This window comes from Streptomyces sp. SID11385 (genome assembly GCF_010548245.1).
Classification (GTDB): Bacteria; Actinomycetota; Actinomycetes; order Streptomycetales; family Streptomycetaceae; genus Streptomyces.
On record NZ_JAAGLR010000141.1, the window covers coordinates 1 to 26,255 of the forward strand.

Consider the following 26,255-nt stretch of genomic DNA (forward strand, 5'->3'; position numbering starts at 1 on the left):
GGCGGTTCCGCCGGGGGTGCGGGGCGGCTCCGCCGGGGCGGTGCGTGGCGGCCCGGGTCGGCGGCGCTCGGCGGATCGGGGAGAATGGCCCGTATGAGCGAACCCTCCACCGCCCCCGCCACCCCGCACCGCGCGGGATTCGCGTGCTTCGTCGGCCGTCCCAACGCGGGGAAGTCGACCCTGACCAACGCACTGGTGGGGCAGAAGGTCGCCATCACCTCGAACCGCCCGCAGACCACGCGGCACACCGTGCGCGGCATCGTGCACCGCCCCGAGGCGCAGCTGATCCTGGTCGACACCCCCGGGCTGCACAAGCCGCGCACGCTTCTCGGGGAGCGGCTCAACGATGTCGTCCGGGCCACGTGGGCCGAGGTCGACGTGATCGGTTTCTGCCTCCCCGCCGACCAGAAGATCGGCCCCGGCGACCGTTTCATCGCCAAGGAACTCGCCGGGATCAAGCGGACGCCGAAGGTCGCGATCGTCACGAAGACGGACCTCGTCGACAGCAAGCGGCTCGCCGAGCAGCTCATGGCGATCGACGCGCTCGGCCGTGAGCTGGGCTTCGAGTGGGCCGAGATCGTGCCCGTCTCCGCCGTCGAGGGCAAGCAGGTCTCGCTCCTCGCCGACCTCCTCGTCCCGCTCCTCCCCGAGAGCCCGCAGCTCTACCCGGAGGGTGACCTCACCGACGAGCCGGAGCAGGTCATGGTCGCCGAGCTGATCCGCGAGGCGGCGCTCGAAGGCGTACGGGACGAGCTGCCGCACTCGATCGCGGTGGTCGTCGAGGAGATGAACCCGCGCGAGGGCCGCCCGGCCGACAAGCCGCTCCTCGACATCCACGCGAACCTCTTCATCGAGCGCTCCAGCCAGAAGGGCATCGTCATCGGCCCGAAGGGCCAGCGCCTCAAGGACGTGGGCACGAAGTCGCGCCGCCAGATCGAGGCACTGCTCGGCACGCCGGTCTTCCTCGACCTGCACGTGAAGATCGCGAAGGACTGGCAGCGCGACCCGAAGCAGCTGAGGCGGCTGGGGTTCTAGAGCCTGTTCCCTGAGTGGATCAAGGTTTGCCACGATCCACTCAGGGGCGTGGGGGACTGTTCAGGGCAGCAGCACGACCTTGCCGAGGTTCATCCGTCCCTCGATCATGGCGTGGGCGCGGGCGGCCTCGGCGAGCGGGATCGTCGCGTGCACGGACGTGCGCAGCTCGCGAGCCCGGAACAGCTCCCACTGCTCCTCGCGCCAACGGGCGTACCGCTCCGGCTGGTTGCGAGCGACGGCGGCCATCTGGAAGCCGATCACCGAGGCGCTGCGCACCAACAGCTCGAAGGCGTCGACCGAACCGCCGCCGGAGCTGAAGGCGACCAGCCGGCCGCCGGGAGCCAGCGCCCGCACGGCCGGGCCGAGCAACTCGCCGCCGACGCCGTCCAGGACGACATCGACCGGCTCGCCCCAGGACGCCTCGCCGTAGACGACGACCTCGTCGGCACCCAGGCCCCGGACGAAGTCCGCTTTCGCCGCGTCGCTCACAGCCGCGACCACGCGCGAGGCCCCGCCGTTCCTGGCGTATTGCAGCGCGAGCCCTCCGACCGCGCCGGCCGCGGCCGTGACCAGCACCGACTCGCCCGGCTCGACACGTCCGGCCTGACAGGCGCCGCGCGCCACCAGCCCGCTGCGGACCAGCGCCACCGCGTCGACAGCGGTCACACCCGCGGGAACGTGCGAGGCCATCGCCTGGCCCAGCACCGCCAGGTCCGCGTAGCCGTCCGTGAAGGCGAGCCCGGTGACGCGGTCCCCGACGGCGAAGCCGCGTACTCCCGGACCGAGGGCGACGACGGAGCCGGCCACCTCGCCGCCGAGCGGCGCCGGCTCCTTGCTCTCGCGGACCTTGCGCACGGCGGGAAGGGTCACGCCGATCGCCTCGCAGCGTACGAGCAGTTCGCCGGGGCCCGGCTCCGGGACCGGCGCCTCCTCGACGAACAGGACCTCGGGGCCGCCGTTCTTCTCGTAGCGGACGCGGCGCACGAACACCTCCAGGGCGGATTCCTCGGAATTCCCGATGACGGGCGACCTCACGGGTCATGCACTGCCGGACACCCTCGTCCGTACGGGCACCCGTGAGGTCGCGGCTCTCACGGCAGGGACGGTAGCTGGCGCCCCCCAGGACGCGCCGCCGGATTTCGCGCCGGCCGTCAGACGCCCCGCGCGGGCCCCGCCTCCACCGCCTCCAGCAGCGTCGCCAGCCGCCGGAACCCCACTCCTTCGTAGATCCGGGCGACCTCCTCGTCCGCCGCCGTGAGGAACATCGTGCGCAGGCGGCGGGAGCGGGCCTCCGCGATCAGGGCGCGGAGCACGGCGGAGGCGTGGCCCCTGCGGCGGGCCTCGGGGAGAGTGGCCACGGCGATGATCTCGGCGAGGTCGTCCAGGATGTTGAACTGGCCCGTGGCCACGGGGCCTTCCCAGGTCTCGGCGAGCGCGAGCGCCCGGGTGCCCTCGCGGATGCGCCGGCTCGCTTCGGCGGCCTCCCGGCGCAGCTCGCCCGAGGCGAGGAGTTCGGCGACGGAGCCGCGCCCCTCGGGGCCCCGGTCCGTGCCCGGGTACGTGAAGCCGACGTGCGCGACGGCGATCGCGTGCTCGACGCGCCAGTCGTTCGACGCGAGGAGCTGGGCGGCGGGCGCCGAATCCGGAGCGGCCGACGCCTCACGGGAACCGTCCCCGCAGGGGTCGATCAGCAGCACCGGGTGCTCCCGTACGACCAGGCCAGCCTCCTCGCAGGCGGCGCGCAGCGCCGGCGCCGTCTCCGCCAGCCACTCCAGGCCGCGCGGCGCCTGCCGTTCCCGCTGGGTGCGCAGCAGGTCCCGTACCTCCGCCGCGGTGAAGGCCCGGCCTCGCTCGGCCGGGTGCGGGCGCGCGGGGAAGGGGCCCTGCCACGGCTGAAGATGCAGGACGAACGGCCCGTACCGCTCACGGACACGACTGAACTCGCGCGCGACCGTCTCGTGGAACCACTCGACGCGCGCGACGACGGGGTCGCCGGTGTGGGTACGGCGGACGGGAGCGGCCATACGGGCAATCCTGCCCCTCGCGGGCGGCTTCCGGCACCCGGCCCCTCCCATAGCCCGATGTACGACTCACGAAACGCGAAAAAGTTGTCAACTGCTCAGTACCAAAAGGGTATTGCAATCGTGCCGAGTTAATCCGCAGTGAACAAAAGCGTGTTGACTCCCGAATATTTCGTGTCAGTATCTCCAGGGGCTTGTGAGGTTTCTGTGACCTTCCTGAAAGCTCGTGACGTACGGGGTGACTGAACTTTCCGGCATTCCGGAGGCACGGAAGCTCCTCGCGGCCCCACCGAGGTCATTCATCACAGAGGAGTCCTACGTGGCCAAATCCTCCCTCGACAAGGGAAAGAAGAAGCTCGGTCGCTTCGCGGTCGCTGCGACAGCCGCAGCCCTCGTCACCGCGACGGCCGGGACGGCGGTGGCCGACCAGGCCCCGGCGCCCGGCGCGCAGAAGGCGGCCGGTGCGGTGGCCGGTGCCACCAAGCAGGCCCCGCCGGAGGGAGCCCGGAAGGCGGCCCCGAAGGCCCGCGCCTTCTCGGCGCAGACGATCGGTGCCGCGCCGCTGCTCGGCATGGTCGGCATCGACAAGAAGAACGAGGCCTGGTACTACGCGCTCGACGGCAACGGCGGGCTCGACACCCGCGAGTCGCTGGGCGACTTCACGGGCGTCAAGACAGGTGTCGCCGTCGACGACGACGGCGACGACCTCGTCGACGGCTCGTGGATCTGGGACACCGACGGCTACATGTGGAGTTCCTACCAGGACGACTACGTCGGCCACGGCTGGAACATCTACGACACCCTCTTCTCACCGGGCAACCTCGGCGGGGCCATCGGCTCCGACGTGCTCGGCAGGGACAAGTCCGGCGTGCTGTGGGTGTACCTGGGCTACGGCAACGGCAAGGTGACCGGTCGTTACCGCGTCGGCGGTGGCTGGGGCGTCTACACGCAGATCGCCGGGCACGGCGACCTCACCGGGGACGGCAAGGCCGACATCGTCGCCCGGGACAAGGACGGCGTCCTGTGGCTCTACAAGGGCACCGGCAACTACAAGGCGCCCTTCGCCGCCCGCACCAAGATCGGCAAGGGCTGGAACACGTACAACGCGCTCGTCGGCGCCGGTGACGTGGACCTCGACGGCACGGCCGACCTGATCGCCCGCGACACCAAGGGCGACCTGTACCTGTACAAGGGCACCGGCAAGGCCGCCGCGCCCTACGCGACCAAGGTCAAGATCGGTCACGGGTACCAGATCTACAAGACGATGTTCTCCTGAACCGTCTGACGCCCGCCGCTTGAGCGGCGGGTGACCACCTCGGCCGAGGTGGAGCGGGAGCGCGGTACCTGCCGTGCTCCCGCTCTCGCGTCTGCGGGACGGGCGGCCCGCTCACCCCGCCGCACGCCCCCCTCCTACGCCCCTTCCTTGAGTACCCTCCGGAACAGTTCCCGCTGTGCCTCGCCCAGTCGTGGGTCCGCCGCGTGCACCGTGCGGCCGTCGACGGTGAGGGTGTAGCGGAAGCCGTCGGGGACCCCGCTCGGTGGTTCGGCGGCGCCTTCGCGCAGGGCCTGTTCCGCGAGTGAGTGCCATTGGGGGGCGTCCGCGGCGCCCTGCGCGCTGTCGGTGTCGATCACCCCCGTACGCCGTCCGCCCGCGAAGCCGCCCGTCCGTGTCACCTCGATACGCATACCCATGGGCCTACCCCGTCCGCCGTGCCGAGCACCGTTCGCGCCTCGCGCGAGACTCGCTCACGACAGGGACACCCCCACCTCCGACCACGCCTTCGTGACCGCCTCCTTCTCGTCCGCGCCGTCCGCCGCCGCGCTCGTGAGCGCCGCGAACTCGGCGAAGTCCGCCGTCGAGGACAGCTCGCCGCCCGTGAGCACGTCGAACCAGATGCGCCCGGCGCGCTCCCAGGCGTACCCGCCGAGCGAGGTGGCGAGGAGGTAGAAGGCGCGGTTGGGGATGCCGGAGTTGATGTGGACGCCGCCGTTGTCCTCCTCGGTGTCCACGTAGTCGTCCATCGAGGCGGGCTGCGGGTCCTTGCCGAGCACGTCGTCGTCGTACGCGGTGCCCGGGGCCTTCATCGAGCGCAGCGCGGTGCCCTCGACGTCCGGGGCGAGGAGTTCGTCGCCGATGAGCCAGTCCGCGTCCTCGGCGCGCTGCTGCTTCGCGTACTGCTTGACGAGGGAGCCGAAGACGTCCGAGATCGACTCGTTGAGCGCGCCCGCCTGGTCCTGGTACTCCAGGTTCGCCGTGTGCTGCGTGACGCCGTGGGTCAGTTCGTGGCCGATGACGTCGACCGGGAGCGTGAAGTCGAGGAAGATCTCCCCGTCCCCGTCGCCGAAGACCATCTGGTCGCCGTCCCAGAAGGCGTTGTTGTACTCGCGGTCGTAGTGGACGCTCGCGAGCAGCGGCAGACCGCGCCCGTCGATGGAGTCGCGGCCGAAGACCTTGCGGTACAGGTCGAAGGTCGCGCCGAGCCCCGCGTACGCGCGGTTCACGCTCGCGTCGCGCGTCGGCTCCTGGCCCTCGGCGCGGACCTTGTGGCCGGGGAGGCGGATGCCGTGCCGGGCGTCGTAGACGGTGCGGTCCGGGGTCTCGGAGCCGGTCGGCTCGCCGGCCGGGGCGGCGAGCGTGAGCGCGAGCGCCGTCTGCCGCCGCTGGTGGCGGCGGCCCGCGTCCTCGTCGAGCGTGCGGCGCGCGGCGGCGTGACCCGCCTGCGCGAGGTGGTCGAGCAGGTGCGGCGGGACGATCGTGCAGAAGGCGTGGTGCGGGAGGTGCAGGTGAGTGTTCATGCACACACGGTTACCCCATACATGCGCACTGTCACGAATCGTGGGGGACTTTCGTACGTACGAGGGACATATCACGTGCGGAGGTTTAGATCGCCGTCAGCCCGCCAGCCCATAATGGGACCGACGGGCCGGACGAGGGAGTCATGCCTCGTCCCGCATGGTGATACGGAATCTCGCGCCTCGCGGGACTCGGCTAAGGTGCGGAGCATCATGCGTTTCGGGCTGCTTCTTCTTAGCTGCCGCGGCGAGGGTCTGTAGTCGTAGGCCGACCCCCTCCCCGCGGAGTGAGGTGTTGCGGTTTTTCCGCCCCGTCGGCCACCTCAGCCTCAGCGGACTTCAGAGGAGCCCACGCACATGACCACCAGCGAGCCCACCGCCACCGTTCCCGCGCAGCAGAATCCCGCGGACGGCTCCGGACGGCAGCCCCTCAGCAACACCGCCCACCTCCAGGCCCCCTCCGGGATGCCCTTCCACCGCTACGGCCGCTACGAGCAGGTGGAGATCCCCGACCGCACGTGGCCCGGCAAGCGGATCACCAAGGCGCCCCGCTGGCTCTCCACCGACCTGCGCGACGGCAACCAGGCCCTGATCGACCCCATGTCGCCCGCCCGCAAGCGCGAGATGTTCGACCTGCTCGTACGCATGGGCTACAAGGAGATCGAGGTCGGCTTCCCGTCCTCCGGGCAGACCGACTTCGACTTCGTGCGCTCCATCATCGAGGACCCCGAGGCGATCCCCGAGGACGTCACGATCTCCGTGCTGACGCAGGCCCGCGAGGAGCTGATCGAGCGGACCGTCGAGTCCCTCGTCGGCGCCCGCCGCGCCAACGTCCACCTGTACAACGCGACCGCGCCCGTCTTCCGCGAGGTCGTCTTCCGGGGCAGCAAGGACGACATCAAGAAGATCGCCGTCGACGGCACCCGGCACGTCGTCGAGTACGCGGAGAAGCTGCTCGGCCCCGAGACCGTCTTCGGCTACCAGTACTCGCCGGAGATTTTCACCGACACCGAGCTGGACTTCGCGCTGGAGGTCTGCGAGGCGGTCATGGAGGTGTGGCAGCCCGGCCCCGGCCGCGAGATCATCCTCAACCTGCCCGCCACCGTGGAGCGTTCGGCCCCCTCCACCTACGCCGACCGCTTCGAGTGGATGTCCCGGCACCTGTCCCACCGCGAGCACGTCTCGCTCTCCGCGCACCCCCACAACGACCGCGGCACCGCCGTCGCCGCCGCCGAACTCGCCGTCATGGCGGGCGCGGACCGCATCGAGGGCTGCCTGTTCGGCCAGGGCGAGCGCACCGGCAACGTGGACCTGGTGACGCTCGGCATGAACCTCTTCTCGCAGGGCGTCGACCCGCAGATCGACTTCTCGGACATCGACGAGATCCGCCGCACCGCCGAGTACTGCAACCAGATGGAGGTGCACCCGCGCCACCCCTACGCGGGCGACCTCGTCTACACCGCCTTCTCCGGCTCCCACCAAGACGCCATCAAGAAGGGCTTCGAGGCCCTGGAGCAGCGCGCCGCGCGCGAGGGCAAGCAGGTCGGCGACGTCGAGTGGGCCGTCCCGTACCTGCCCATCGACCCGAAGGACGTGGGCCGCTCCTACGAGGCCGTCATCCGCGTCAACTCGCAGTCCGGCAAGGGCGGTATCGCGTACGTCCTCAAGAACGACCACAAGCTGGACCTGCCGCGCCGCATGCAGATCGAGTTCTCGCGCATCATCCAGGCGCGCACGGACGCCGAGGGCGGCGAGGTCACCCCGGACGAGATCTGGAACGTCTTCCAGGACGAGTACCTGCCCAACTCCGCCAACCCGTGGGGCCGGGTGCAGGTACGCGCCGGGCAGACCACCGCGCAGACCGAGAACGGTCTCGACAAGCTCACTGTGCAGGCCGTCGTGGACGGCGTCGACACCGAGCTGACCGGCAGCGGCAACGGCCCGATCTCCGCGTTCTTCGACGCGCTCCAGGGTGTCGGCATCGACGCCCGCCTGCTCGACTACCAGGAGCACACGCTGAGCGAGGGCGCCAGCGCCCAGGCCGCCTCGTACATCGAGTGCGCGGTCGGCGACCGCGTCCTGTGGGGCATCGGCATCGACGCCAACACGACGCGCGCCTCGCTCAAGGCCGTCGTCTCCGCGGTCAACCGCGCGGGCCGCTGAGGCACTTGCCCGTACGAGGGTGACCGGGGTGGTACGGGGACGATCTCCCCGCGCCCCCCGCCACCCCCGCCCCGGGCGTGCCGTACGGGCCGCCGACCGCCCCCGTACGACACGCCCGGAACCCGGCCGCCCACCCCCTCGGCCGTCAACCGCCTTCCCCCACGCCTCACCCCCCGCGCGGGAGTTCGCGCTGTCATGACCACGCAGGCCCCGCAGGGTTCACCCCCTGTCGGGGCCTGCGGTCACTCTCGGCCAGGTATCGACCGAGTAACGCCGGGGTACTGACGTCATCACGGCGATGTGGCTAACATCACGCCAAGGCGTCGGACACCCGGCGCCACCGTGCGGGGCATCCCAGTTCCCGCACGCACAGCGGGTTCGCCCGCGGGCAGGACGAGCGCGGTGCGAGGACGCACGCGCGCCGAACAGGGAGGTGCGCCGTGGCACGAGCCGGAGGCAGGGGCGAGGACCGTCACCAGCGGTCGGGGGCCGGACCCCACCCCACCCCGCCCGCCCGCTACGGCCCGCTGCGGCTGCGGACGCGCTGGAACGTCGAGAGCGACGGCGAGTTCTTCTGCCCCGACTGCGGCGGCGACCGCGCCTACGTGCGCAAGACCGGGAGCAGGTACGTCGCGTTCCTCGGCGTCCCGCTCCTGCCGCGCGGCACCACGGGGCCCGTCGTCGAGTGCGGCTCCTGCACCGCCGAGTACGGCGTCGAAGCCCTCGAACACCCCACGACCGCCCGCTTCGGCGCGCTCCTGCGCGATGCCGTGCACACCGTCGTCGTCGCCGTGCTCGCCGCGAGCGGCACCGCCTCGCGCTCCACGATGGACGCCGCCGTCGCCACCGTCCGCGCGGCCGGCTGGACCGACTGCGAGGACGACCAGCTGTACGCCCTCATGCGCGCCCTCGCCGAGGACCCCGGCTCCCCGGTCTGCCCCGACGACCCCGCCGAGGCCGAGACCGCCGCGCTCACGCTGGCCATAGAGCTGCACGAGTCCCTCGACCCGCTCGCCCCCCACCTCGCGGCACTCGGCCGCGCCTCGATCCTCCTCCAGGGCGCCCGCGTCGCCCTCGCGGACGGCCCCTACACCTCCGCCGAACGCGAGGCGCTGAACGTCGTGGGCGGAGCGCTGCTCCTGGAGACGGACGAGATCGGGCGACTCCTGGAGGAGGCGAAGACGCCGTCCTGAGCGGGGGAGAGGGTGTCAGTTTGTCTGCGCAGTAGGCGATTTGCCGCCGAGATGTGCACACAAGGTGTCCTCCGTAAGCCTTGTGTGTGCTCTTTGTGTGAGCAAACATGACTGGAGTGACGGCTGGGTCGGGGGACGCGCCGGTCGCCGTCCGAGCGCCGTGAGGGCCCCACCCGGGTGTCCGCCCGTATTCCTCGACGCTGGGACAGTTCACGTGCGCATCACCAGACCCATGGCACTCACGGGTGCCGCTCTCGCCGGAACCCTCGTCGCGGCCTCGCTCGCGGGGGTTCAGGCCGCCGCCACCACAGGGGGTCCCGCGGCCAGGGATTCGCTCTCCTACACCGCCCGGCTCGTGCTGGGCGACACCCAACGGGCGTGCTCCGCCGTCCTGGTGGCCCCGCAGTGGCTCGCGACCTCGGCCCAGTGCTTCGCGGACGACCTGGCGCAGAGCCCGGGGCACGTGAGCGCGGGGAAGCCGAAGTGGAAGACCACGGCGACCATCGGGCGCACCGATCTCTCCACCACCTCCGGGCAGGTCCGCGAAGTCGTCGAGCTGGTCCCGAGGACCGACCGCGATCTCGTCATGGCCCGCCTGGACACCCCGACGACGGGCATCGCGCCCGCCCCGCTGGCGCTCACCCCGCCCGCGGCGGGGGAGAAGCTCACCACGGCGGGCTACGGTCGCACCCACGACCAGTGGGCGCCGCTGTCGCTGCACACGGCCTCCGGGGTCACGACGTCGGTGGACGGCGTGGACCTGGCCACCGAGGGCGCGACCGCGTCGGACGCGGTTTGTGCCGGTGACGCGGGCGGCCCCGTGCTGCGGGAGGTGGACGGCACCCTGCGCCTGACCGCCGTCAACAGTCGTTCCTGGCAAGGCGGTTGCTTCGGAGCGGACGCGGCAGAGACCCGTACGGGTGCTGTCTCCACGCGCCTGGACGACATCACCGCCTGGGTCCAGCAGGTCGCGTCCCTGCCTCAGCAGGGGCTGCCGGTCGGAGGCGACTTCGACGGTGACGGCAAGGACGACGCCGCCGTCCTGTACGACTACGGTCTCGACAGCGTCAGCGGCAAGCGCCGCGTCGCGCTGTGGCTGCACACCAGCGACGGCGCGCGTCTCTCGGCGCCGCGGGTCGTCTGGCAGAGCGAGGCGTCCAGTTGGACCTGGAGCCACGTCAAGCTCGTCGGCGGCGACTTCGACGGTGACGGCAGGGACGACATCGGCGTCTTCTACGACAACGGCAGGGACGCCGACGGCACATACAAGAGCGCGCTGTGGACCTTCACCAGCACGGGCGAGGGCTTCGCGGAGCCGCAGCGGGTGTGGCAGAGCACGGGAAGCTGGAACTGGGCGGCGAGCCAGCCGGTCGCCGGCGACTTCGACGGTGACGGCAAGGCCGACGTCGGGGTGCTCTACGACTACGGGAAGAACGCGACGACCGGCCTTCAGGAGACCGGGCTGTGGGACTTCCGGAGCACCGGTTCCGGCTTCGCGCCCCCGAAGAAGGTGTGGACGAGCGCGACGAGCTGGACGTGGAGCCACATCAAGTCCACGGCGGGCGACTTCGACGGTGACGGCAAGGACGACGTCGGCGTCCTGTACGACAACGGCAAGGACGCCGACGGGTCTTCCCGTACCGCCTGGTGGACCTTCGCGGGCACGAGCACCGGGGTGGCCGCCCCGCAGCGGGTGTGGCAGAGCACGGGAAGCTGGGACTGGGCGGCGAGCCGGCCGGTCGCGGGTGACTTCGACGGCGACGGGAAGGCCGACGTCGGGGTGCTGTACGACAACGGGAAGAACGCGACGACCGGTCTCCAGGAGACGGTGTTGTGGACCTTCGGGAGCACGGGCTCCGGCTTCGCGGCCCCGAAGAAGGTGTGGACGAGCGCCACGAGCTGGACGTGGAGCCGGGCCGTGCCCTTCGGCGCCGACTTCGACGGCGACGGCAAGGCCGATGTCGGCGTGCTGTACGACAACGGGCTCGGCACGGACGGACGCCGGACCTACGGCCTCTGGCGCTTCACCAGTACGGGTACGGGCGTGAGCGCGCCGGTCCGCGACTGGTTCAGCTCGCTGTCCTGACCGGCAGGGGCCGCCCGAGGGTCCCGCCGGAGCGCCGGGAGGGGACCCCGTGCCCCTCCCGGCCGCCGGGTGCGGTCACCCGTGCGGGACACGGGCGGATTCCTGGAAAAGGTGACAGGTTCTGGCGGGATGGGCGTCCACGATGGACGGCATGGACCACATCACGCGGGAACAGCAGCAGTCGGCGGCGGGGGAACGGTCCCTCGCCGGCCGGATCGCCCTCGTCGCCGGGGCGACGCGCGGGCTCGGCAGGGCGATCGCGGTCGCGCTCGGCGAGGCGGGGGCGACCGTCTACGTGACGGGCCGCACGACCCGTACGCACACGAGCGAGGTCGGGCGACCGCAGGAGACCATCGAGGAGACCGGCGAACTCGTCACAGCCGCCGGGGGCACCGGGATCGCCGTACCGACCGACCACCTGGACGAGGAGCAGGCCCGCGCGCTCTTCGCGCGGATCGAGGCGGACCACGGGCGGCTCGACATCCTCGTCAACGACCTGTGGGGCGGCGAACACCTCGTCGTGAAGCACGTGTTCGGCAAGAAGAGCTGGGAGACACCGCTCGCGGACGGCCTGCGCATGCTCGATCTCGGCATCCGCTCGCACGTCATCACGGCGGGCCTCGCGCTGCCGCTCCTGATCCGCTCGGACGGTCCCGTCCACATCGAAGTCACCGACGGAACGGCGGAGTTCAACGAGCGCTTCCGCGACAACCTGTACTTCGACCTCGCCAAGACCGCCCCGCACCGCATCGCCTTCGCCCTCTCCGAGGAGCTGTCCTCCTTCAACGGCACGGCGCTCAGCGTCAGTCCGGGCTTCCTGCGCTCCGAGCAGATGCTCTCCTTCTTCGGCGTCACGGAGGAGAACTGGCGCGAAGCCACCGCCCAGGACCCCCACTTCGCGATCGCCGAGTCCCCCCACTACCTCGCACGCGGCCTCGCCGCCCTGGCCGCCGACCCCAACCGCCCACGCTGGTCCGGAAAATCCGTGTCGAGCGCCGAACTCGCCAGCGCCTACGACCTGACGGACGTGGACGGCAGCCGCCCGGACTCCTTCGCGTACTTCAGGGACGTGGTGTTCGGGGGGAAGAAGGGGGTGGCGGAGGACTATCGGTGAGGGAGGCGGCGGGGGCCGTCCGCGGAGAGGCGCGGAACGGCCCCTCCAGTGCCGCCCAGTGCAGCAGCATCACTGTCTTGGCGTCGGCTATGCGGCCGTCGCGGATCATCGACAGGGCCTCGGTGAAGGGGAGTTCGAGGACTTCGATGTCCTCGCCCTCCTCCTCGACGCCGCCGCCGCGCGTCACGCGGTCGGCCGGTGTGTACGGGGCCGCGTAGAAGTGGAGGCGTTCGGTGACCGAGCCGGGGCTCATGTACGGGGCGTAGACGTGGGTCAGGCGGCCGAGGCGGACGCCCAGTTCCTCCTCGGCCTCCCGGCGGATCGCCGTCTCCGGGTCGTCCGCGTCGAGCAGGCCCGCCGCCGCCTCGATCAGCATGCCGTCGGGGTGCTCGTTCACGTAGGCCGGGTAGCGGAACTGGCGTGTCAGCAGCACGCGTTGGCGTTCGGCGTCGTAGGGGAGGACCACCGCGCCGTCGCCCCTGTCGTACGTCTCGCGCTCCTGCGTCTGCCACCGGCCGTCCCGGCGGCGGTACGCGAATCTCGTACGGCGCAGGACGTGCCACCCTTGCGAGGTCAGCTCGACGTCCTCGACCACGACGTCCGGGTTGCGGTCGAGGCCGCGCCCGGCCTGGTCGAGGCCGGTGCGGCCGCGGTGGTCGGGGATCTCGACGCCGGGGCGTTCTGCCACGGTGGGCTCCTGGGGGTACGCGGGAGGGCGGACGGGCGGTAGACTACCGCAAGAACGTGCAAGAACAGGAGGGAATGTGCATGCTTGCTGCTGAACGCCGCGATCACCTCCTGGGTCTGCTGACGAACGAAGGCAAGATCATCGCCAAGGACGTCGCCGCCGACCTGGGGATCTCCGAGGACAGCGTCCGCCGCGACCTCCGCGACCTGGCCGCCGAGGGCCTGTGCCAGCGGGTGTACGGGGGTGCGCTTCCCGCCTCGCCCGCCGTCGCCGGGTACACCGCGCGCCAGGCCGTCGCCCCGGACGGCAAGCGGAAGGTCGCCGCGTTCGCCGCGAAGCTCGTCCGTCCGGGGAGCGCGGTCATCCTCGACGGCGGTACGACCGCGCTCGCGCTCGCCCGCGCCCTCCCGCACGAGCTGCCCTGCACGGTCATCACGCACAGCCCCACGATCGCCGCCGCGCTCCTCGACCACCCGCGCGCCGAACTCTTCCTCCTCGGCGGCCGTCTCTTCAAGCACTCGGCCGTCACGTGCGGTGCCGCCGCCGTCGAGGCCGCGCAGAACGTGACCGCCGACGTGTGCCTCCTCGGCGTCACCGGCGTGCACCCCGAGGTCGGCCTGACGACGGGGGACGCGGACGAGGCCGCCATGAAACGCGCCCTCGCGTCCCGCGCCGCCGAGACCTACATCCTCGCCTCCTCCGAGAAGATCGGCACCGCCTCCCGCTTCCGCGTCCTGCCCTGGCAGAAGATCACGGGCCTCATCACGGACGCCGCCCCCACCGACCCGGTCCTCGCCCAACTCATGGGGCTGGGCGTGGAGGTGCTGCGGGCGGGGTGAGCAGGCGGGGACGGGCACCGCGGCTCTCGCGGTCCTCGCGGAACCGCCCCACGGCCACGCGCGTCCCTCTCCCCGTCCCGATCACGCCCCCGGAGGCCCCCTTGCCCGCCGCCCGCTTCGTGCACCTGATCCGTCATGCCGAGCCCGCGCCCGACGGCGGCGGGCTCAGCGCGCGCGGGCGCGAGCAGGCCGCGTTTCTCGGGGAACGACTGGCGCGCTTGCCTGTCGGCTCCGTCCACCACGGCCCGCTCCCCCGTGCCGCCGAGACGGCGCGGATCGTCGGGGAGCGTGTCGGTGTGCGGCCTCAACTCGCCGATACGGCGGGCGACTACGTGCCGTACGTGCCGCGACGTGACGAACTCCCGGACCACCTCGCCGACTTCTACCTCGGCTTCCTCGCGGACACGACGCCCGAGGAGGCCCGGACCGGGGCCGAACTCACCCGCCGGGCGACCGAGTTGTACACGGGGCCTGCCGAAGGCGATTCCGGGCGGCACGACATCGTCGTCACCCACAACTTCCTCGTCGCCTGGCTCGTACGCGAAGCCCTCTACGCCCCGGCCTGGCGCTGGCTCGGCATCAACCACTCGCACGCCTCGCTCACCACGATCCGCCACACGCCCGGCCGCGCCCCCTACCTCCATGTGCAGAACGACCTGAGCCACCTCCCGCCCGGGCTGCGCTGGACGGACAGCCCGCCCGAGGACCGCGTGTGAGCGCTCAGCCCCCGGCGGGCGCCGTGCACGGCTGGGCCCGTACCGCCGCCAAGTAGGCAGTGATCGCGTCCCTGTTGCGCGTCAGGCAGGCGATACGCTCGTCCATCTTGGCGCGCTCCGCCTCCAGCGTCGCGAGGGTCTCCGGGGTCGCGTCGGAGAAGTGGATCTCGCGGGGTTTGCCGAGGCAGGGGAGGAGCTGCTTGATCACGCGGGTCGGGAGGCCCGCGTCGAGCAGGCCCCGGATCTGGTGGACGCGGTCCTCGGTGCGCGGGTCGTAGGACCGGTACCCGTTCGCGCAGCGCTCGGCGTGGATGAGGCCCTGCTCCTCGTAGTAGCGCAGGAGGCGGCGCGGCGTCCCCGTACGCTCCGACAACTCACCGATCCGCATCGCGCGGCCCCCTCGCTTGACCTTCACACCAATGTGAGGCTTCGACGATACGCGGCATGCCGACCACAGATCCAGCATCTCCCGTGCGTCCACTCTCCGTTGGGGGCCCGCGGCTTCCGCTGCCCGCGCTTCTCGCCCTGTCCACCGCCGTCTTCCTCACGTGCCTCACCGAGGTGCTTCCCGCCGGGCTGCTGCCCGCGATGAGCGCGGATCTCGGCGTGAGCGAGTCCGCGACGGGCCAGACCGTCACCGTCTTCGCGCTCGCCATCGCCCTCACCGCCCTCCCGCTCACCTCCGCGACCGCCCCGTGGCCGCGCAGGCGGCTGCTGCTGGCCGCCATGGCCGGTTTCGGCCTCGCGAACACCGTGACCGCGCTCTCGTCGAGCTACGCCCTCACGCTCGCCGCCCGCGCCGTCGCCGGGGTCGCCGCCGGTCTCGCCTGGTCGCTCCTGGCCGGGTACGCGCGCAGCCTCGTACCCGTACGGCTGCACGGCCGAGCCGTCGCCGTGGCCCTCGCGGGCATCCCGGTCGCGCTCGCGCTGGGCGTCCCGGCCGGTACGTACCTCGGGCTCACGGCGGACTGGCGCACCGCCTTCCTCGCCATGACGGCGCTCACGGTGGTCCTCCTCGGCTGGATCACCGTCGCGGTGCCCGAGCGGCCCGGCCGGCCGGCCGGGGCCCGTGTCCCGGTGGCGCGCGTGCTCGCGATCCCCGGCGTCCTCCCGGTTCTCGCCGTGACGCTGCTCTTCGTGCTCGCGCACACCCTCTGCTACACCTACCTCGCCCCGTACCTGGACCACGTCGGCATGGGCGCGGCGACCGACCGCGTCCTCCTGGTCTTCGGGTTCGCGTCGCTCCTGAGCATCTGGCTGGTCGGCGCGCTCATCCACCGCCGCCCGCGCGCCCTCACGCTGGCCGCCGCGCTCCTCGTCGCCGCGGCGGCGGCGCTCCTGGCCGTACCGGTCCGTGAGGCGGCGCTCGTGTACGGGGCGGCGGCGCTGTGGGGGCTCGGGTGGGGCGGTACGCCGACGCTCCTCCAGACGGCGGCGGGGGACGCGGGGGACGGTGCGGGGGAGGAGGGCGGTGGTGCGGCGGACGCGACGCAGGCGTGGCTCGTGACCCTGTGGAACGTGGCGACGGCCGGGGGCGGTCTCGCCGGCGGCCTGCTCCTCGACGGGCTCGGCACGGGGGCGCTGCCGTGGAGCGTCCTCGCCTTCCTCGTGCCGGCGCTGGTGCTGGTGGCGGGGGCGCGGCGGCACGGGTTTCCGGTACGGGGGCGGGTGGGTGGCGGGGGCCGGGCGTAGCGACTGCGCGGCTCGGCTGAGAGCGCGAGGGTCGCGCGGTCCTGCGGCTACGTGTGCTGGCCGGGCTCGTCCTGGGGGTGCGCGGCGGGTGTTTCCGGCTCCGGTGCGGGGCCCGGCGTACCGGGGTGGCGGCGCAGTACGGAGATGAGCATCGCCGTGCCGCCGAGGACCGCGCCCACCGCGCCGCCCGCCGCCGAGATGACCGCCGCCGTGTCCGAGCCGTCGTCGTGTGCCGGGACGAGGACGACGAGGGGGTCGCTGTCGTCGGCGCGGCCCACGGTGGTCGCCTCGCCGCTCGGCGAGCCCGCGCAGCCGCCGTCACAACCCGGGTCCGAGCGCAGCGCGTTGACGGCGAAGGCCACGACGATCACTCCGGCGGCGAACAGCACCAGGCCCCCGTACAGCCACACCGTGCGACGTCGGCCCCACTCCGCCCGCGCTCCAGGCATGTCCGTCCGCTCCCTCCGTAGCATCCGGCAGACACCGTAACCCCATGGCCGTGCGGGCGAGTTGTGGACGGGCAGGCGAACGTGCGGGGTCAGCGGGGGCCCAGTCCCGTGCGTCCGTCGATGAGTTCACGGGCGGCGTCCAGGTGTCCGGCGTGCCGTGCGGTCTCCTCGATCATGTGCAGGACGATGCCGCGCACCTCGCCGAACTCCTCCCCGAGCGGTTCGGAATGGCGGCCGAGCGGGGCGGCGGAGAGCGGCGTGCGGGCGAGCACCGCGTCGGAACGGCGGCACTGGTCCGCGTAGAAGGCGAAGACGACGTCGGGCGGTCGCGGGGTCGTCAACGGGGCGGGGTCGTCGGGCCAGCCGAGCGGTTCCGCCTTCCCGAGGACGACCTCCTGGAACCAGTGCCGCTCCGCGTACCCGAGGTGTTCCACGAGCCCCAGCGGCGTCCACCCGGAGGGCAGCACCGCCGTGGTGAGCGCCCCCGCGTCCAGCCCCTCGACCACGGCGAGCACGCCGGCGCGCTGAGCCGCGAGAAACACCGAAAGAGTTTCCTTCTCCGGGCTGTCCGCGCTGTCCGTGCCGTTCGTGTCATCCGCGCCGTCCGTGTCCATGCGGGGCATGGTGCCAGCCGCCACTGACAAGGCCCGGGCGGCGGCCGATCTGCCCGCCTGGTCCCTGCGCGCTCGTCCGGCGGTGGTCACGTCGCCGTCACCGGCCGGGCGAGGCGGCCGAAGCGGACGGTGACTCCGGGGGAGTAGAGGACGCTCAGTGGGGGGCCGGGTGGGGTGGGGAGTCCTGCGGCGGGGATCAGCTCGTCTTCCACGTGGAGGAGTTCCGCGCGGTGCAGGGGCCAGCGGGGGTGGATGTTGGGGAGGTGTCCCGAGCGGCCGAAGAACGTGTGGTGCATGCCCCAGCGTGCCGTCAGGAAGTGTTCCAGGGGGGTGGGCTCCCCGATCCGTTCGCCGACGCGCAGGGCGATGCGGCTGTGCGTGCCCCGGGGGCCGGGCAGGCGTCGGCGCGTGCGGTAGCTGAGGGTGTCCCCGTCCCGAGCGACCTCCATGCGGGCCCAGCAGTACGGCAGTTGGAAGAACGCGCGGCCGATGGCCACCGGCAGCAGCCGGGACGCCTCCAGGGAGCGGAAGACCACCGCGCGGCGCCCGTGCCGGTCCACCGAGTACAGGCGCACATTGGTCTCGGGAAAGGTCCCGAAGTACGGGATGCCGGGGAGCCCGAACCAGCCCACCCGGTGCATCCGGAAGGCCACGAGGCCCACGTAGGTGCGGCCCTCGTGCAGGTCCGGCGTCGTGCCGGCCGGGAGCAGGGGAGCGACGTCGGCCGGGTCCGCCGCCCAGTGGAGGAAAGCCACGTCGAGCCAGGACTGGGTCAGCAGGGTGTGCGACAGGCGGCGCACGGGGTCGGGCGTTATCGGTTCCACGGAGCGAGCGGTGGGTGCCATGGCGGTAGCGTTCCACGCCCGGCGGGTCCGACCCCGGGGGGAGACGTCCCGGTTCGGCCACAAGCCCCGGCCCCCGGCCGTCACCGCGGCACGGGCCGTCCCACGACCGGGTGATTCGTCCCGGCGGCCCCCGGCTTCCGCACCCGTGCGGGGGCTGTCCCGTACCGCTCCCGCCCGCACGGGCAGCCCGGTCCTCCTCCCCGGGCCGTGGCCTACCGTGGCCTGCCCGGGATACTGCTCGGCTCGGAGAGGGGTGCGGTGTGCACGGTGGGCTGACGGAACACGCGCGGTGTCTGTTCGGGGACGAGTACCGGGAGGTGCCCGAGTGCGGGCTCGAACACCGGGTGCACTACTTCGTCGAGGAACTGACCTTCGCCTCGCCCGACGACATCCTCGCGATGCTGCACACGCTGTGCCCGCACGGCGTGGACGGGGCGCTCCCCGTCTGGGTGCGCAATCTCGCGTACCGGCTCGTGCTCCTCCAGCGCCCCGACGAGCCCGCCCTGCTGCGCGAGGCGGCCGGGAACCTGTGGATGCACGGCCCCGACTGGGACGAGATCGCCACCGGGTTGCGACGGCGCGCGGCGTTCCTGGAGGCGGAGTCGCGCACCTCCGTACCGGAGCAGGAACGACCTGCGGCGGGGTGAGGTGCCCCGGGCGCCGCTCTCGGCGCCCGCACAGCCTCTACGAACGCCTCAACCGCCGTACGCCGCCAGGAACACGTCCACCCCTGCCCGGTACACCCCCTTCTTGCTCCCACCCGCGACCCGCTCGACCCCCGCGAGACTCCGCCCCGGATACGCGGCCCGTACCGCCCCGCCCAGCCGCTCCCGCACCGCCACCTTGCGCCTCACGTACCGCACCGCCTCTCCGTCGCCCACGACAACCTGCGTACCCTATGGCTGCGTTGAGGGCCGGGCGATCGGATTGTGGCCCCGCTCGGCCGGGGCCGGGGCGACGGCCGCCGGTGTTCCGTCCGGTCGGGGCGCGATGAATGAATGCGGGGTTATTCACGCCGTGGCCGGGGTTATTCCGCGCCGTGGCCGCCGGGCCCGCGAGGGCGACCAGGGGGCGGCGGAACGGGGTACGCCTCGCGGCGGACGGACCTCAGCGGGTGCGGTCGGCAGCGAGGTGGGAGAGGAAGGCGGACCAGGCGGGGGTGGTGAAGGTGAGGTGGGGGGCGGTGGGGGTTTTGCTGTCGCGGGTGGCGCAGCCGGTGGGGGAGGGGGCTACTTCTACGCACTGGCCCCCGTCGGGGGCCGAGTAGCTCGACTTGCGCCAGTTGTTATCCACGCTGTCCTGGAGGTGCACTGTCCGGATTTCCTTGGGTGAGGGACTCGATGAACTGGAGGGAAGCATCGGGCGATAGCGCCGTGCTCCTGAGCTGAGCGTAGACCTCGAACGCCTCGTCAACGACTTCGACTTCATCGCGTGTGACCCCGTTGCACAACGCCTCTGTGTGGAGAACGGTCGGCATGTCCTTGAAGCGCAGGAGGGTGAACGAGTCCAGCATCACGCTCGTCGCACCGGCTGCGATGGGAAGCACCTGGATGACAGCGCGCTTCGAATGGATCTGGTCGACCAAGTGGAGCAGTTGCTCACGCATTGCTTCCGGACCACCCACCGGCACCCGCAGTGCCGTCTCTTGGAGGACCGCCCAGAGCCGCATGTTTCCGAGGAGGTCGCCTCGCTTAAGGCGCCTCTCCGTGAGTTCCGCGATCTCCTCGTCATCGGTGGCGGCGTACGGCCGGTAGGCGTGAAAGAGCGCTTCGGCGTAACGCCGCGTCTGAAGAATGCCGGGGATGCGATTGGACTCGTAGACGTAGGAGCCGTCGGCCTCCTGCTCCAGGTCCAGGAACGACATGACATGCGGGGCGAAGACAGGCTGGTTGGTGATGAGCTTCTGGACGTAGCGCGAGAAGGTCCCGCCCGTCTTCAGAACCTCGTCGAGCCGTTTCGCCACATCCGATTTCGGCTTGCGGCGCCCTGCCTCGAACTGCGCGATGTAGCTGGCGGAGACGTACACGAGCGCTGCCAATTCGGCCTGCGTGAGTCCCGCCTCCTCACGGAGTCTCCGTAGCTCCTCTCCGAAGTACTGCCAGGTCAGGAGGCGGAGGGGGTCGCCGGGGGAGATGGCCATGTGCTGGCTCCTTCACAAACCCAGTGTCAAGCGGTGGCTACTTCACAACGTAAGCGGAGCGCAAGAGCCTTGAGGGGCGGAATCCGCGAAATGACCCGATCTATCTACGGAGTGAACCCCATGCCCCCCAACTCCCCCCGCCACGCCCCCGCCTGCGTCTCGGACGCCGAGGACGCCGTTGCCGAACTCCGGGCCGCCCTCGCCGCCCACGGGCTCCGCCTCCCCTCCCTCGCGCTCGATCTCGCCTCCGTCGCCCGCGAAGCACCCTGCCCGCATGTCACTCTCGGTGGGTGCTCGCCCGAGCTTGCCGCGCGGCTCGCCGCCGTGTTGCGGCGGAAGGCGGTCGGCGCGTGACGTTCAAGGCAGGGGCCTACGTCGTGGACACCGTCACCGGCACGGTCGGCATCGTGGAGGCCGCCGCCCCGGAAGTCGTCGTGCTGCGGCCCATCGGGGGCGGCGCGCTCTGGGGGCGCAGGACGAGTGAGGTGCGGCTCGCCGAGACCATGGAGAGGTTGCGGGCCGAGACGCTGTACCTCAACGCCCGCAGCCGGGGTGAGCGGCTGTAGGCGCAGCGCGGCGACGGGTGGGCGCGGGGTCAATGCCGCGCCCGCCCGTTCGCCCTCCCGGGGGCGGGCGGCAGGCCGTTTCCGGCCAGTGCGGGGGAGGCGTACGGGGTCGGGGCGCCTCCCGGGGCGCCTGTGCCCGTACGGCGCGGGGTGCGCCCCGCCCCCGTACCGGAAAACCGTGGCCGAAACGGTGTCGCCACACTTGGCCAGCGCTTGCGGCCCGCGCTGTACGGGCCCGTACTCGCGCGCTGTAGTGCTGCTCCGTGGCGGCCCCGGCCGCCGAAGTGAAGGGGGAGCACCATGACCACGCCTTCCGCCCCGCTCCGCGTCAGTCTCGTCAACGGCAGTTTCGAGGCGCCGGTCGTCAGCGGGTTCGAGATCCTGCCGGACGCCTCGCAGCCGCAGGCGCGCAAGTACGTGCCGGGGTGGCGCACGACGGCCACCGACCACATGGTGGAGATCTGGCGCACCGGCTTCAACGGTGTCCCGTCCATCGACGGCGCGCAGTTCGCCGAACTCAACGCCAACCAGGTCTCCACGCTGTACCAGGACCTGCCGACCACGCCGGGGACGAAGCTGTACTGGCGGCTCTTCCACCGGGGGCGGCAGGGGCGCGACACCATGGCGCTCGACATCGGCCCCGTCAACGGCCCGGTGGAACAAGGGCGGTTCACTGACGGGAACACCGCCTGGGGTCGCTACACGGGTACGTACACCGTCCCCGCGGGGCAGGCCCTCACCCGCTTCGCCTTCCGTTCCGTCTCGGCCGCCGGGGGCAACCGGGGCATCGGGAACTTCCTTGACGGGATCTTCTTCGGCACCGCGCCCCGCGTCGAGCTGACCAAGGTCGCCGTGCCGCAAGGGCCGTTGGACGTCGGCGACGTGCTCACGTACCGCGTCACGGCGCGCAACGAGGGCGGCGGGCCCGCCGACAACCTCGTCCTCACCGACGTCCTGCCCGCGCACACGACGTACGTGCCGGGATCGCTGCGGGTCGTCGAGGGGCCCGGGGCGGGGGTGAAGACCGACGCGCGCGGCGACGACCAGGCGTACTACGACGGCGCCGCCCGCGCCGTCGTCTACCACCTCGGTACGGGCGCGAACGCGACGACGGGCGGGAGCCTCGCCAACACAGCCGAACTGCCCGGCGGTTCGACCATCGAGTACCGCGTGCGGATCGACCTCGCGGCGGCCGGGACACGGCTCCTGAACACCGCCAGGGCGACGTACGAGAACCGGCTCGGCGACCAGCCCGAACCGCTCACCGCCAGCTCGAACGAGGCCGCCACGGACGTGAATCCGGCCGCCGACCTCAGCCTCGTGAAGTCCGCCGACCTCACGCGCGTCACCGTCGGGCAGACCGTCACGTACCGGATCACGGTGCGCAACGCGGGACCGACCAGTGCGACCGGTGTCGCCGTCGCCGACCGGCTCCCCGTGAGCCTCGCCTTCCTCTCCGCCAAGGCGCACACGGGAAGCTGGGACACCGGGGCCGGGCGCTGGGCGGTCGGTGACCTGGCGGTGGGCGCCAGCGCGACGCTCGTCCTGCGGGCGAAGGCGACGCGCGCGTGCCGCCTGACGAACACGGCGACCGTGACCGGCCGCGAGCTGGACCCGGCGCCCGGGAACAACACGGACGGCGTCGTCGTATGCGTCGAACCGGCGCCGCGGTGCTGCAATCCCTGCGTCCCGCACGAGAGTTGCTGACGGGAGGAAGCGGTGCGCGCGGGGCCGGACATGCTCCGGCCCCGCCCGGGCTGCCCGGGCGGCCCAGGGGCGCTGCCCCCGCGCACCTGGTGTGCGGGGGCGCCCGGCAGTAGGAAGGGAACGTCTACAGCCCTCGTACGGGGAGACCTTCGCTCCATGCACGCACAGGAGAAGAACGGCGATTCCGCCCGCGCCGCCGACCGGCGCGAGGCGCGGTCCGCACGAGCCGCCGGGCCGCTCGACCTCCTCGCCGGGGCCGGGAACGCCGCCGTCGTACAGACCCTGCGCGCCGCCGGGCACCCGTGGGTGCAGCGGGCGGCCGAGGAGGACGAGCACCGGCACGGGCCCGGGTGCGCGCACGCACCCGCCGTGCAGCGCTCCGCCGTGCACGACGTGCTGCGGGGCGCCGGGCGACCGCTCGACTCGGGCGTGCGGATCGACATGGAGGCGCGGCTCGGGGCCGATTTCTCGGACGTACGGCTGCACGACGACGCTCCGGCGCGGGCCTCGGCCGCCGAGGTCGGGGCGCGGGCCTACACGAGCGGGAGCCACGTCGTACTCGGCGAGGGCGGCGGTGACCGGCACACACTCGCGCACGAACTCACCCACGTCATCCAGCAGCGCACCGGGCCGGTGGCGGGGACGGACAACGGAGCGGGCCTCAAGGTCTCGGACCCCTCGGACCGCTTCGAGCGCGAGGCGGAGGCGAACGCGGTACGCGCGCTGGCGGGCCCGGCGACGGAGGCCGCCACCGCACCCGCGCACACCGAGGGCGGGAGCGCGGCGGGGGCCGCCGTGCAGCGGGCCAAGTTGAGCAAGAAGGAGATGGAGAAGCGGGCGAAGAAGGCCGGTCCGGCGCCCGAACCGGCCGCCGGCGCGGAAGAGGAACAGGTCCCGGGGCAGCCGGAGCTGGCCAACCCGTGGTGGGAGCAGGAAGCGGGCGTGACCCCGCGCGAAGGTGAGGCGGGGGCGCCGAACCCCATGCTGAAGGCGCATCTCACGGCGAGGGGGAAGCAGCCCAGGAAGAAGGGGCAGGCGCGCTCGATGAAGGAGATCATCAATACGGTCGGCCCCGCCCTGCTCGCCGACCTCGCGAAGAAGGGGCCCGAGGAAGGCTCCATCGATCTCTACCGCGCGATGCACGCGGACGAGGCACGGGGACTCCGGGAGTACTGGAGCGGCCCCAAGCCCCAGCAGGTCGACGAGTACGTAGCGGACGAGGCGCCCGACAAGACCACGGCGGATTTCAAGGCCCGGTTCGGCTCGATGGCCACCGGGTCGCACTTCGCGGACCACGCCCAGGGCCACACCTTCCACAAGGCCAGCCCGCCGGACGGCAATCACGCCGTCATGCTCAAGTTCTCGCTGAAACCGGGCGCGACGGACCTGCTCTTCGATCCCCGGCACATGGCGCTCGGCAAGGGCTATTCCTCGGCCCTCATCGAGCACGCCAAAAGCGGCCGGGGCGAGTTCCAGGGCGTGGCAAACGGGGAGGGCAAACTCCCGGGCTACATCGGTATGAAGTCCGAGCAACGCGGACCGTTCAGCTTCGCGGTCGCCGGGCGCGGCCCGAAGGGCGACGACTCGACACCCAGCGAGCTGCTCCTGCAACTCTTCGTGCGGAAAGTGACCGTCGTGGCGGACAAGACGGGGGAGTTCCCGGTGGGAGAGGTGTGGAACGGGGGCCGGCCCGGCGCATGAGCGCGGCCGGGCGCACGCCCGGCCACTCAGCCGCGCGGGGGACGGTTCAGCCCGCCCCCAGCCACGGCATCGGGTCGTTGTAGTAGCCGTCCCTGATCACCTCGAAGTGCAGGTGCGGGCCCGTCGAGAGGCCCGTCGAGCCGACGTCGCCGAGGAGCGTGCCCGTCGTCACGTGCTGGCCCGTCGTCACGTGCATCGCGGAGAGGTGGCTGTACGTCGTCTGCACGTGCGCGCCGCTGATCGTGCCGTGGTCGACGACGATCCGGTTCCCGTACGCCTTCGTCAGCGCCGCGAAGACCACCGTGCCCTCGCGCGCCGCCGTCACCGGAGTGCCCTGCGCGGCGGGGAAGTCGACGCCCGTGTGGAGCTTCGTCACGTGGGTGAGGGGGTGCTCGCGGGTGCCGTACGGGGAACTGACGGTGTGGGTCGCCGAGGGCCAGGCGAGGACGGCCGAGGTCGGGGCGGCGCCCTGGCCGGGGGTCGCGTCACCCTTGTCGAAGGTCTTGTACTGCTTGGCGAGCTTCTCGATCTTCTTGACGTACGCGGTCCCCTTGGCGGGGACCTTCCCGGCCTTGGTGACCTCCGCCGTGCCCGTCGTGTAGGCGGCGAGCGTCAGGTCGAGGAGGTCGCCGTTGACGGTGCCGCTCGTCCGCGCCTTCGTCACCTCGTCGGCGAGCGCGCAGTCCTGGCGGCCGAGCGCCATGATCGCGTCGACGGGCTCCTTCGGGGACGACGTCCCGTTGCCGTCCGCGTCCTTGCCCCACTTCTTCCAGCCCGCCGCGTCGAAACCCGCGATGCCGGTGGGGCCGGTCAGGGCCGCGTCGTCCGTGTTCCAGCCCGACTGCGCGTCGATCTGCGCGGCGAGGACGGACGGCCGCAGCACCGTGCACGCGCCCGCCGCCTGCTTGAGCCACGGCACGAACGAGTCGTCCACGAGCGCGGCGGACTCCGCTTCCTTGACGGGGGTGCGCGCGGGTTCCTCCTCCTCACCGCTGCCGGGGAGCTTGCCCGCGACGGTGAGGAAGACGACGGAGCCGACGAGGACGGTGAGGCCGGGGAGGGCGAGGAGGGTGAAGGGGCCGGGACGGCGGCGCTTCTTCGGGGGCTTGGGGGCGGGGTCCTCCGGAGGGGACGAGGTCTCGGGCGCGGATGCGGTCTCCGGGGCGGATGCGGTCTCCGGGGCGGACAGGCTTCCCGGTGGGGGTGCGAAGTCCGGCGCGGGTGCGTCGTGCGGCGCGGGCGCCTCGTGGGGCCCGTACGTGCCGTGGGGCCCGGGTGCCTCGTGCGGCCCGTACGTGCCGTGCTCGGGCTCGTACGCGAGATGTGCGGGGCCGGGAAAGGGCTGTTCGGGCCCGGGAATGGGGGACGGCTCGTTCACCGGTCGGGACTTCCTGGAAGAGGGTCACTCGGGCCGTGGGAAACACGGCTGCCGGGCCGCGAGAAACGGCTGCCCGCCGGACGCTACGGGAGCGGGGGCGGTAAGTCAGGAGCCGGGGAGGCAGGGAGTGGTGTCCGGGCGGGCAGCTCGACCCGCACGCGAGGTCTTCCTCCGCCCGCCCCCCGCAGGGGCCCTCACCCCCGCCGCCCCGGCGCCAGCGCCCGGGCCAGTTCGCCGCGCCTCCGTATCCCCAACTTCCGGTACGTGTGGGTCAGATGGGTCTCCACCGTGCGCAGCGCCACGTGCAGCAGCTCGGCTATCTCGCTGTTCGTGCGGCCCTCCGAGGCCAGGCGGGCGATGCGGTGTTCGCCTGCCGTGAGCACCGCGCCCGAGGCACCGGCCGGGCCCGGTGGGCCCTTCGTGCCGAGTGCCGTCTGCGCCTCGGCCCGCAGGCGGATCGCGCCCGCCTGTTCCGCGCGGCCCGCCGCCTCGCGCAGCGCGGGCAGGCCCGCCGC

28 protein-coding genes are annotated in these 26,255 nt (G+C 72.3%); 14 read left to right on the forward strand and 14 right to left on the reverse strand.

Annotated features, from left to right (window positions below; genetic code table 11):
- Positions 1-84: 84 nt before the first annotated feature.
- Positions 85-1,035 carry a GTPase Era gene (gene era / locus G3I42_RS04330; protein WP_164282506.1) on the forward strand — a complete coding sequence of 317 codons (951 nt, stop codon included), beginning with the start codon at positions 85-87 and terminating at the stop codon, positions 1,033-1,035.
- Positions 1,036-1,095: 60 nt separating this feature from the next.
- Here the strand turns inward: era and G3I42_RS04335 are convergent, their stop codons facing one another.
- Both G3I42_RS04335 and G3I42_RS04340 read right to left on the reverse strand, forming a co-directional pair.
- Positions 1,096-2,019 carry a zinc-binding dehydrogenase gene (locus G3I42_RS04335; protein ID WP_164282539.1) on the reverse strand — a complete coding sequence of 308 codons (924 nt, stop codon included), beginning with the start codon at positions 2,017-2,019 and terminating at the stop codon, positions 1,096-1,098.
- A gap of 167 nt (positions 2,020-2,186) precedes the next feature.
- Entirely contained in the window at positions 2,187-3,059 is an 873-nt protein-coding gene (locus tag G3I42_RS04340) for a GNAT family N-acetyltransferase (protein WP_164282507.1), read from the reverse strand.
- Between the two features lie 316 nt (positions 3,060-3,375).
- On the opposite strand from G3I42_RS04340, the gene G3I42_RS04345 reads away from it, so the two are divergent.
- A complete protein-coding gene (locus G3I42_RS04345) occupies positions 3,376-4,332 on the forward strand; it encodes a VCBS repeat-containing protein (RefSeq protein WP_164282508.1) in 957 nt (318 codons plus the stop codon).
- Between the two features lie 134 nt (positions 4,333-4,466).
- Here G3I42_RS04345 and G3I42_RS04350 read toward each other — a convergent pair whose 3' ends face one another.
- Positions 4,467-4,742: a protealysin inhibitor emfourin gene (locus G3I42_RS04350; RefSeq protein ID WP_164282509.1), complete on the reverse strand. Its 276-nt coding sequence runs from the start codon at positions 4,740-4,742 to the stop codon at positions 4,467-4,469.
- 60 nt (positions 4,743-4,802) lie between these two features.
- Positions 4,803-5,852 carry a M4 family metallopeptidase gene (locus G3I42_RS04355; protein ID WP_203606348.1) on the reverse strand — a complete coding sequence of 350 codons (1,050 nt, stop codon included), beginning with the start codon at positions 5,850-5,852 and terminating at the stop codon, positions 4,803-4,805.
- A 354-nt stretch (positions 5,853-6,206) separates the two neighbouring features.
- On the opposite strand from G3I42_RS04355, the gene leuA reads away from it, so the two are divergent.
- The 4 genes from leuA (at position 6,207) to G3I42_RS04375 (ending at position 12,405) form a co-directional block, all read left to right on the forward strand.
- Complete coding sequence (gene leuA / locus G3I42_RS04360; protein WP_203606349.1) at positions 6,207-8,012, forward strand: 2-isopropylmalate synthase; 1,806 nt, start codon at positions 6,207-6,209, stop codon at positions 8,010-8,012.
- Positions 8,013-8,452: 440 nt separating this feature from the next.
- Positions 8,453-9,205, forward strand: a complete 753-nt coding sequence (locus tag G3I42_RS04365; protein ID WP_164282511.1) for a TerB family tellurite resistance protein — start codon at positions 8,453-8,455, stop codon at positions 9,203-9,205.
- A 232-nt stretch (positions 9,206-9,437) separates the two neighbouring features.
- Positions 9,438-11,291, forward strand: a complete 1,854-nt coding sequence (locus G3I42_RS04370) for an FG-GAP-like repeat-containing protein (RefSeq protein WP_164282512.1) — start codon at positions 9,438-9,440, stop codon at positions 11,289-11,291.
- Between the two features lie 142 nt (positions 11,292-11,433).
- Positions 11,434-12,405: an SDR family oxidoreductase gene (locus G3I42_RS04375; protein ID WP_164282513.1), complete on the forward strand. Its 972-nt coding sequence runs from the start codon at positions 11,434-11,436 to the stop codon at positions 12,403-12,405.
- Here the strand turns inward: G3I42_RS04375 and G3I42_RS04380 are convergent.
- Entirely contained in the window at positions 12,353-13,093 is a 741-nt protein-coding gene (locus G3I42_RS04380; protein WP_343244451.1) for an NUDIX domain-containing protein, read from the reverse strand. The two genes, G3I42_RS04375 and G3I42_RS04380, sit on opposite strands and share 53 nt — an antisense overlap.
- An 80-nt stretch (positions 13,094-13,173) precedes the next feature.
- On the opposite strand from G3I42_RS04380, the gene G3I42_RS04385 reads away from it, so the two are divergent.
- Complete coding sequence (locus G3I42_RS04385) at positions 13,174-13,932, forward strand: DeoR/GlpR family DNA-binding transcription regulator (protein ID WP_164282514.1); 759 nt, start codon at positions 13,174-13,176, stop codon at positions 13,930-13,932.
- 101 nt (positions 13,933-14,033) lie between these two features.
- Positions 14,034-14,648 carry a histidine phosphatase family protein gene (locus tag G3I42_RS04390; protein WP_164282515.1) on the forward strand — a complete coding sequence of 205 codons (615 nt, stop codon included), beginning with the start codon at positions 14,034-14,036 and terminating at the stop codon, positions 14,646-14,648.
- Positions 14,649-14,652: 4 nt separating this feature from the next.
- On the opposite strand, the gene G3I42_RS04395 is transcribed toward G3I42_RS04390, so the two are convergent.
- Positions 14,653-15,036, reverse strand: a complete 384-nt coding sequence (locus G3I42_RS04395) for a MerR family transcriptional regulator (RefSeq protein WP_164282543.1) — start codon at positions 15,034-15,036, stop codon at positions 14,653-14,655.
- A 56-nt stretch (positions 15,037-15,092) separates the two neighbouring features.
- Between G3I42_RS04395 and G3I42_RS04400 the strand changes: the two genes are divergently transcribed.
- Positions 15,093-16,340 (forward strand): MFS transporter, encoded by a 1,248-nt coding sequence (locus G3I42_RS04400; RefSeq protein WP_164282516.1) that lies wholly within the window; start codon positions 15,093-15,095, stop codon positions 16,338-16,340.
- A 47-nt stretch (positions 16,341-16,387) separates the two neighbouring features.
- Here the strand turns inward: G3I42_RS04400 and G3I42_RS04405 are convergent, their stop codons facing one another.
- The 3 genes from G3I42_RS04405 to G3I42_RS04415 form a co-directional block, all read right to left on the reverse strand.
- Complete coding sequence (locus tag G3I42_RS04405; RefSeq protein WP_164282517.1) at positions 16,388-16,789, reverse strand: hypothetical protein; 402 nt, start codon at positions 16,787-16,789, stop codon at positions 16,388-16,390.
- 89 nt (positions 16,790-16,878) lie between these two features.
- On the reverse strand, positions 16,879-17,403 hold the full coding sequence (locus G3I42_RS04410; protein WP_203606350.1) for a DinB family protein: 525 nt from the start codon (positions 17,401-17,403) through the stop codon (positions 16,879-16,881).
- An 86-nt stretch (positions 17,404-17,489) separates the two neighbouring features.
- A complete protein-coding gene (locus G3I42_RS04415; RefSeq protein WP_203606351.1) occupies positions 17,490-18,248 on the reverse strand; it encodes a DUF2071 domain-containing protein in 759 nt (252 codons plus the stop codon).
- 260 nt (positions 18,249-18,508) lie between these two features.
- Between G3I42_RS04415 and G3I42_RS04420 the strand changes: the two genes are divergently transcribed.
- Positions 18,509-18,895, forward strand: coding sequence for a hypothetical protein (locus G3I42_RS04420; RefSeq protein WP_164282518.1), 387 nt, complete (start codon positions 18,509-18,511; stop codon positions 18,893-18,895).
- Between the two features lie 48 nt (positions 18,896-18,943).
- Here the strand turns inward: G3I42_RS04420 and G3I42_RS36820 are convergent, their stop codons facing one another.
- The 3 genes from G3I42_RS36820 to G3I42_RS04435 form a co-directional block, all read right to left on the reverse strand.
- Positions 18,944-19,129, reverse strand: a complete 186-nt coding sequence (locus G3I42_RS36820; protein ID WP_203606352.1) for a hypothetical protein — start codon at positions 19,127-19,129, stop codon at positions 18,944-18,946.
- A 226-nt stretch (positions 19,130-19,355) separates the two neighbouring features.
- A complete protein-coding gene (locus G3I42_RS04430; RefSeq protein ID WP_343244452.1) occupies positions 19,356-19,559 on the reverse strand; it encodes a DUF397 domain-containing protein in 204 nt (67 codons plus the stop codon).
- A complete protein-coding gene (locus G3I42_RS04435; protein WP_164282520.1) occupies positions 19,534-20,388 on the reverse strand; it encodes a helix-turn-helix transcriptional regulator in 855 nt (284 codons plus the stop codon). Before G3I42_RS04435 ends, G3I42_RS04430 begins: the two co-directional genes overlap by 26 nt.
- A 120-nt stretch (positions 20,389-20,508) precedes the next feature.
- Here G3I42_RS04435 and G3I42_RS04440 point away from each other — a divergent pair, with 120 nt between their 5' ends.
- The 4 genes from G3I42_RS04440 to G3I42_RS04455 all read left to right on the forward strand — a co-directional run bounded on the left by G3I42_RS04440 (position 20,509) and on the right by G3I42_RS04455 (position 24,362).
- Entirely contained in the window at positions 20,509-20,742 is a 234-nt protein-coding gene (locus tag G3I42_RS04440) for a hypothetical protein (RefSeq protein ID WP_164282521.1), read from the forward strand.
- Entirely contained in the window at positions 20,739-20,954 is a 216-nt protein-coding gene (locus tag G3I42_RS04445; protein WP_164282531.1) for a hypothetical protein, read from the forward strand. The genes G3I42_RS04440 and G3I42_RS04445 overlap by 4 nt, the downstream gene beginning before the upstream one ends.
- A 300-nt stretch (positions 20,955-21,254) precedes the next feature.
- A complete protein-coding gene (locus tag G3I42_RS04450; protein ID WP_164282533.1) occupies positions 21,255-22,661 on the forward strand; it encodes a DUF11 domain-containing protein in 1,407 nt (468 codons plus the stop codon).
- Between the two features lie 156 nt (positions 22,662-22,817).
- Positions 22,818-24,362 (forward strand): DUF4157 domain-containing protein, encoded by a 1,545-nt coding sequence (locus G3I42_RS04455; RefSeq protein WP_164282535.1) that lies wholly within the window; start codon positions 22,818-22,820, stop codon positions 24,360-24,362.
- Between the two features lie 46 nt (positions 24,363-24,408).
- Here the strand turns inward: G3I42_RS04455 and G3I42_RS04460 are convergent, their stop codons facing one another.
- Together G3I42_RS04460 and G3I42_RS04465 are read right to left on the reverse strand one after the other, a co-directional pair.
- Positions 24,409-25,740 carry a M23 family metallopeptidase gene (locus G3I42_RS04460; protein WP_343244453.1) on the reverse strand — a complete coding sequence of 444 codons (1,332 nt, stop codon included), beginning with the start codon at positions 25,738-25,740 and terminating at the stop codon, positions 24,409-24,411.
- A gap of 194 nt (positions 25,741-25,934) precedes the next feature.
- On the reverse strand, positions 25,935-26,255 hold a 321-nt coding region (locus tag G3I42_RS04465; RefSeq protein WP_164282537.1), incomplete at its 5' end, for a helix-turn-helix transcriptional regulator.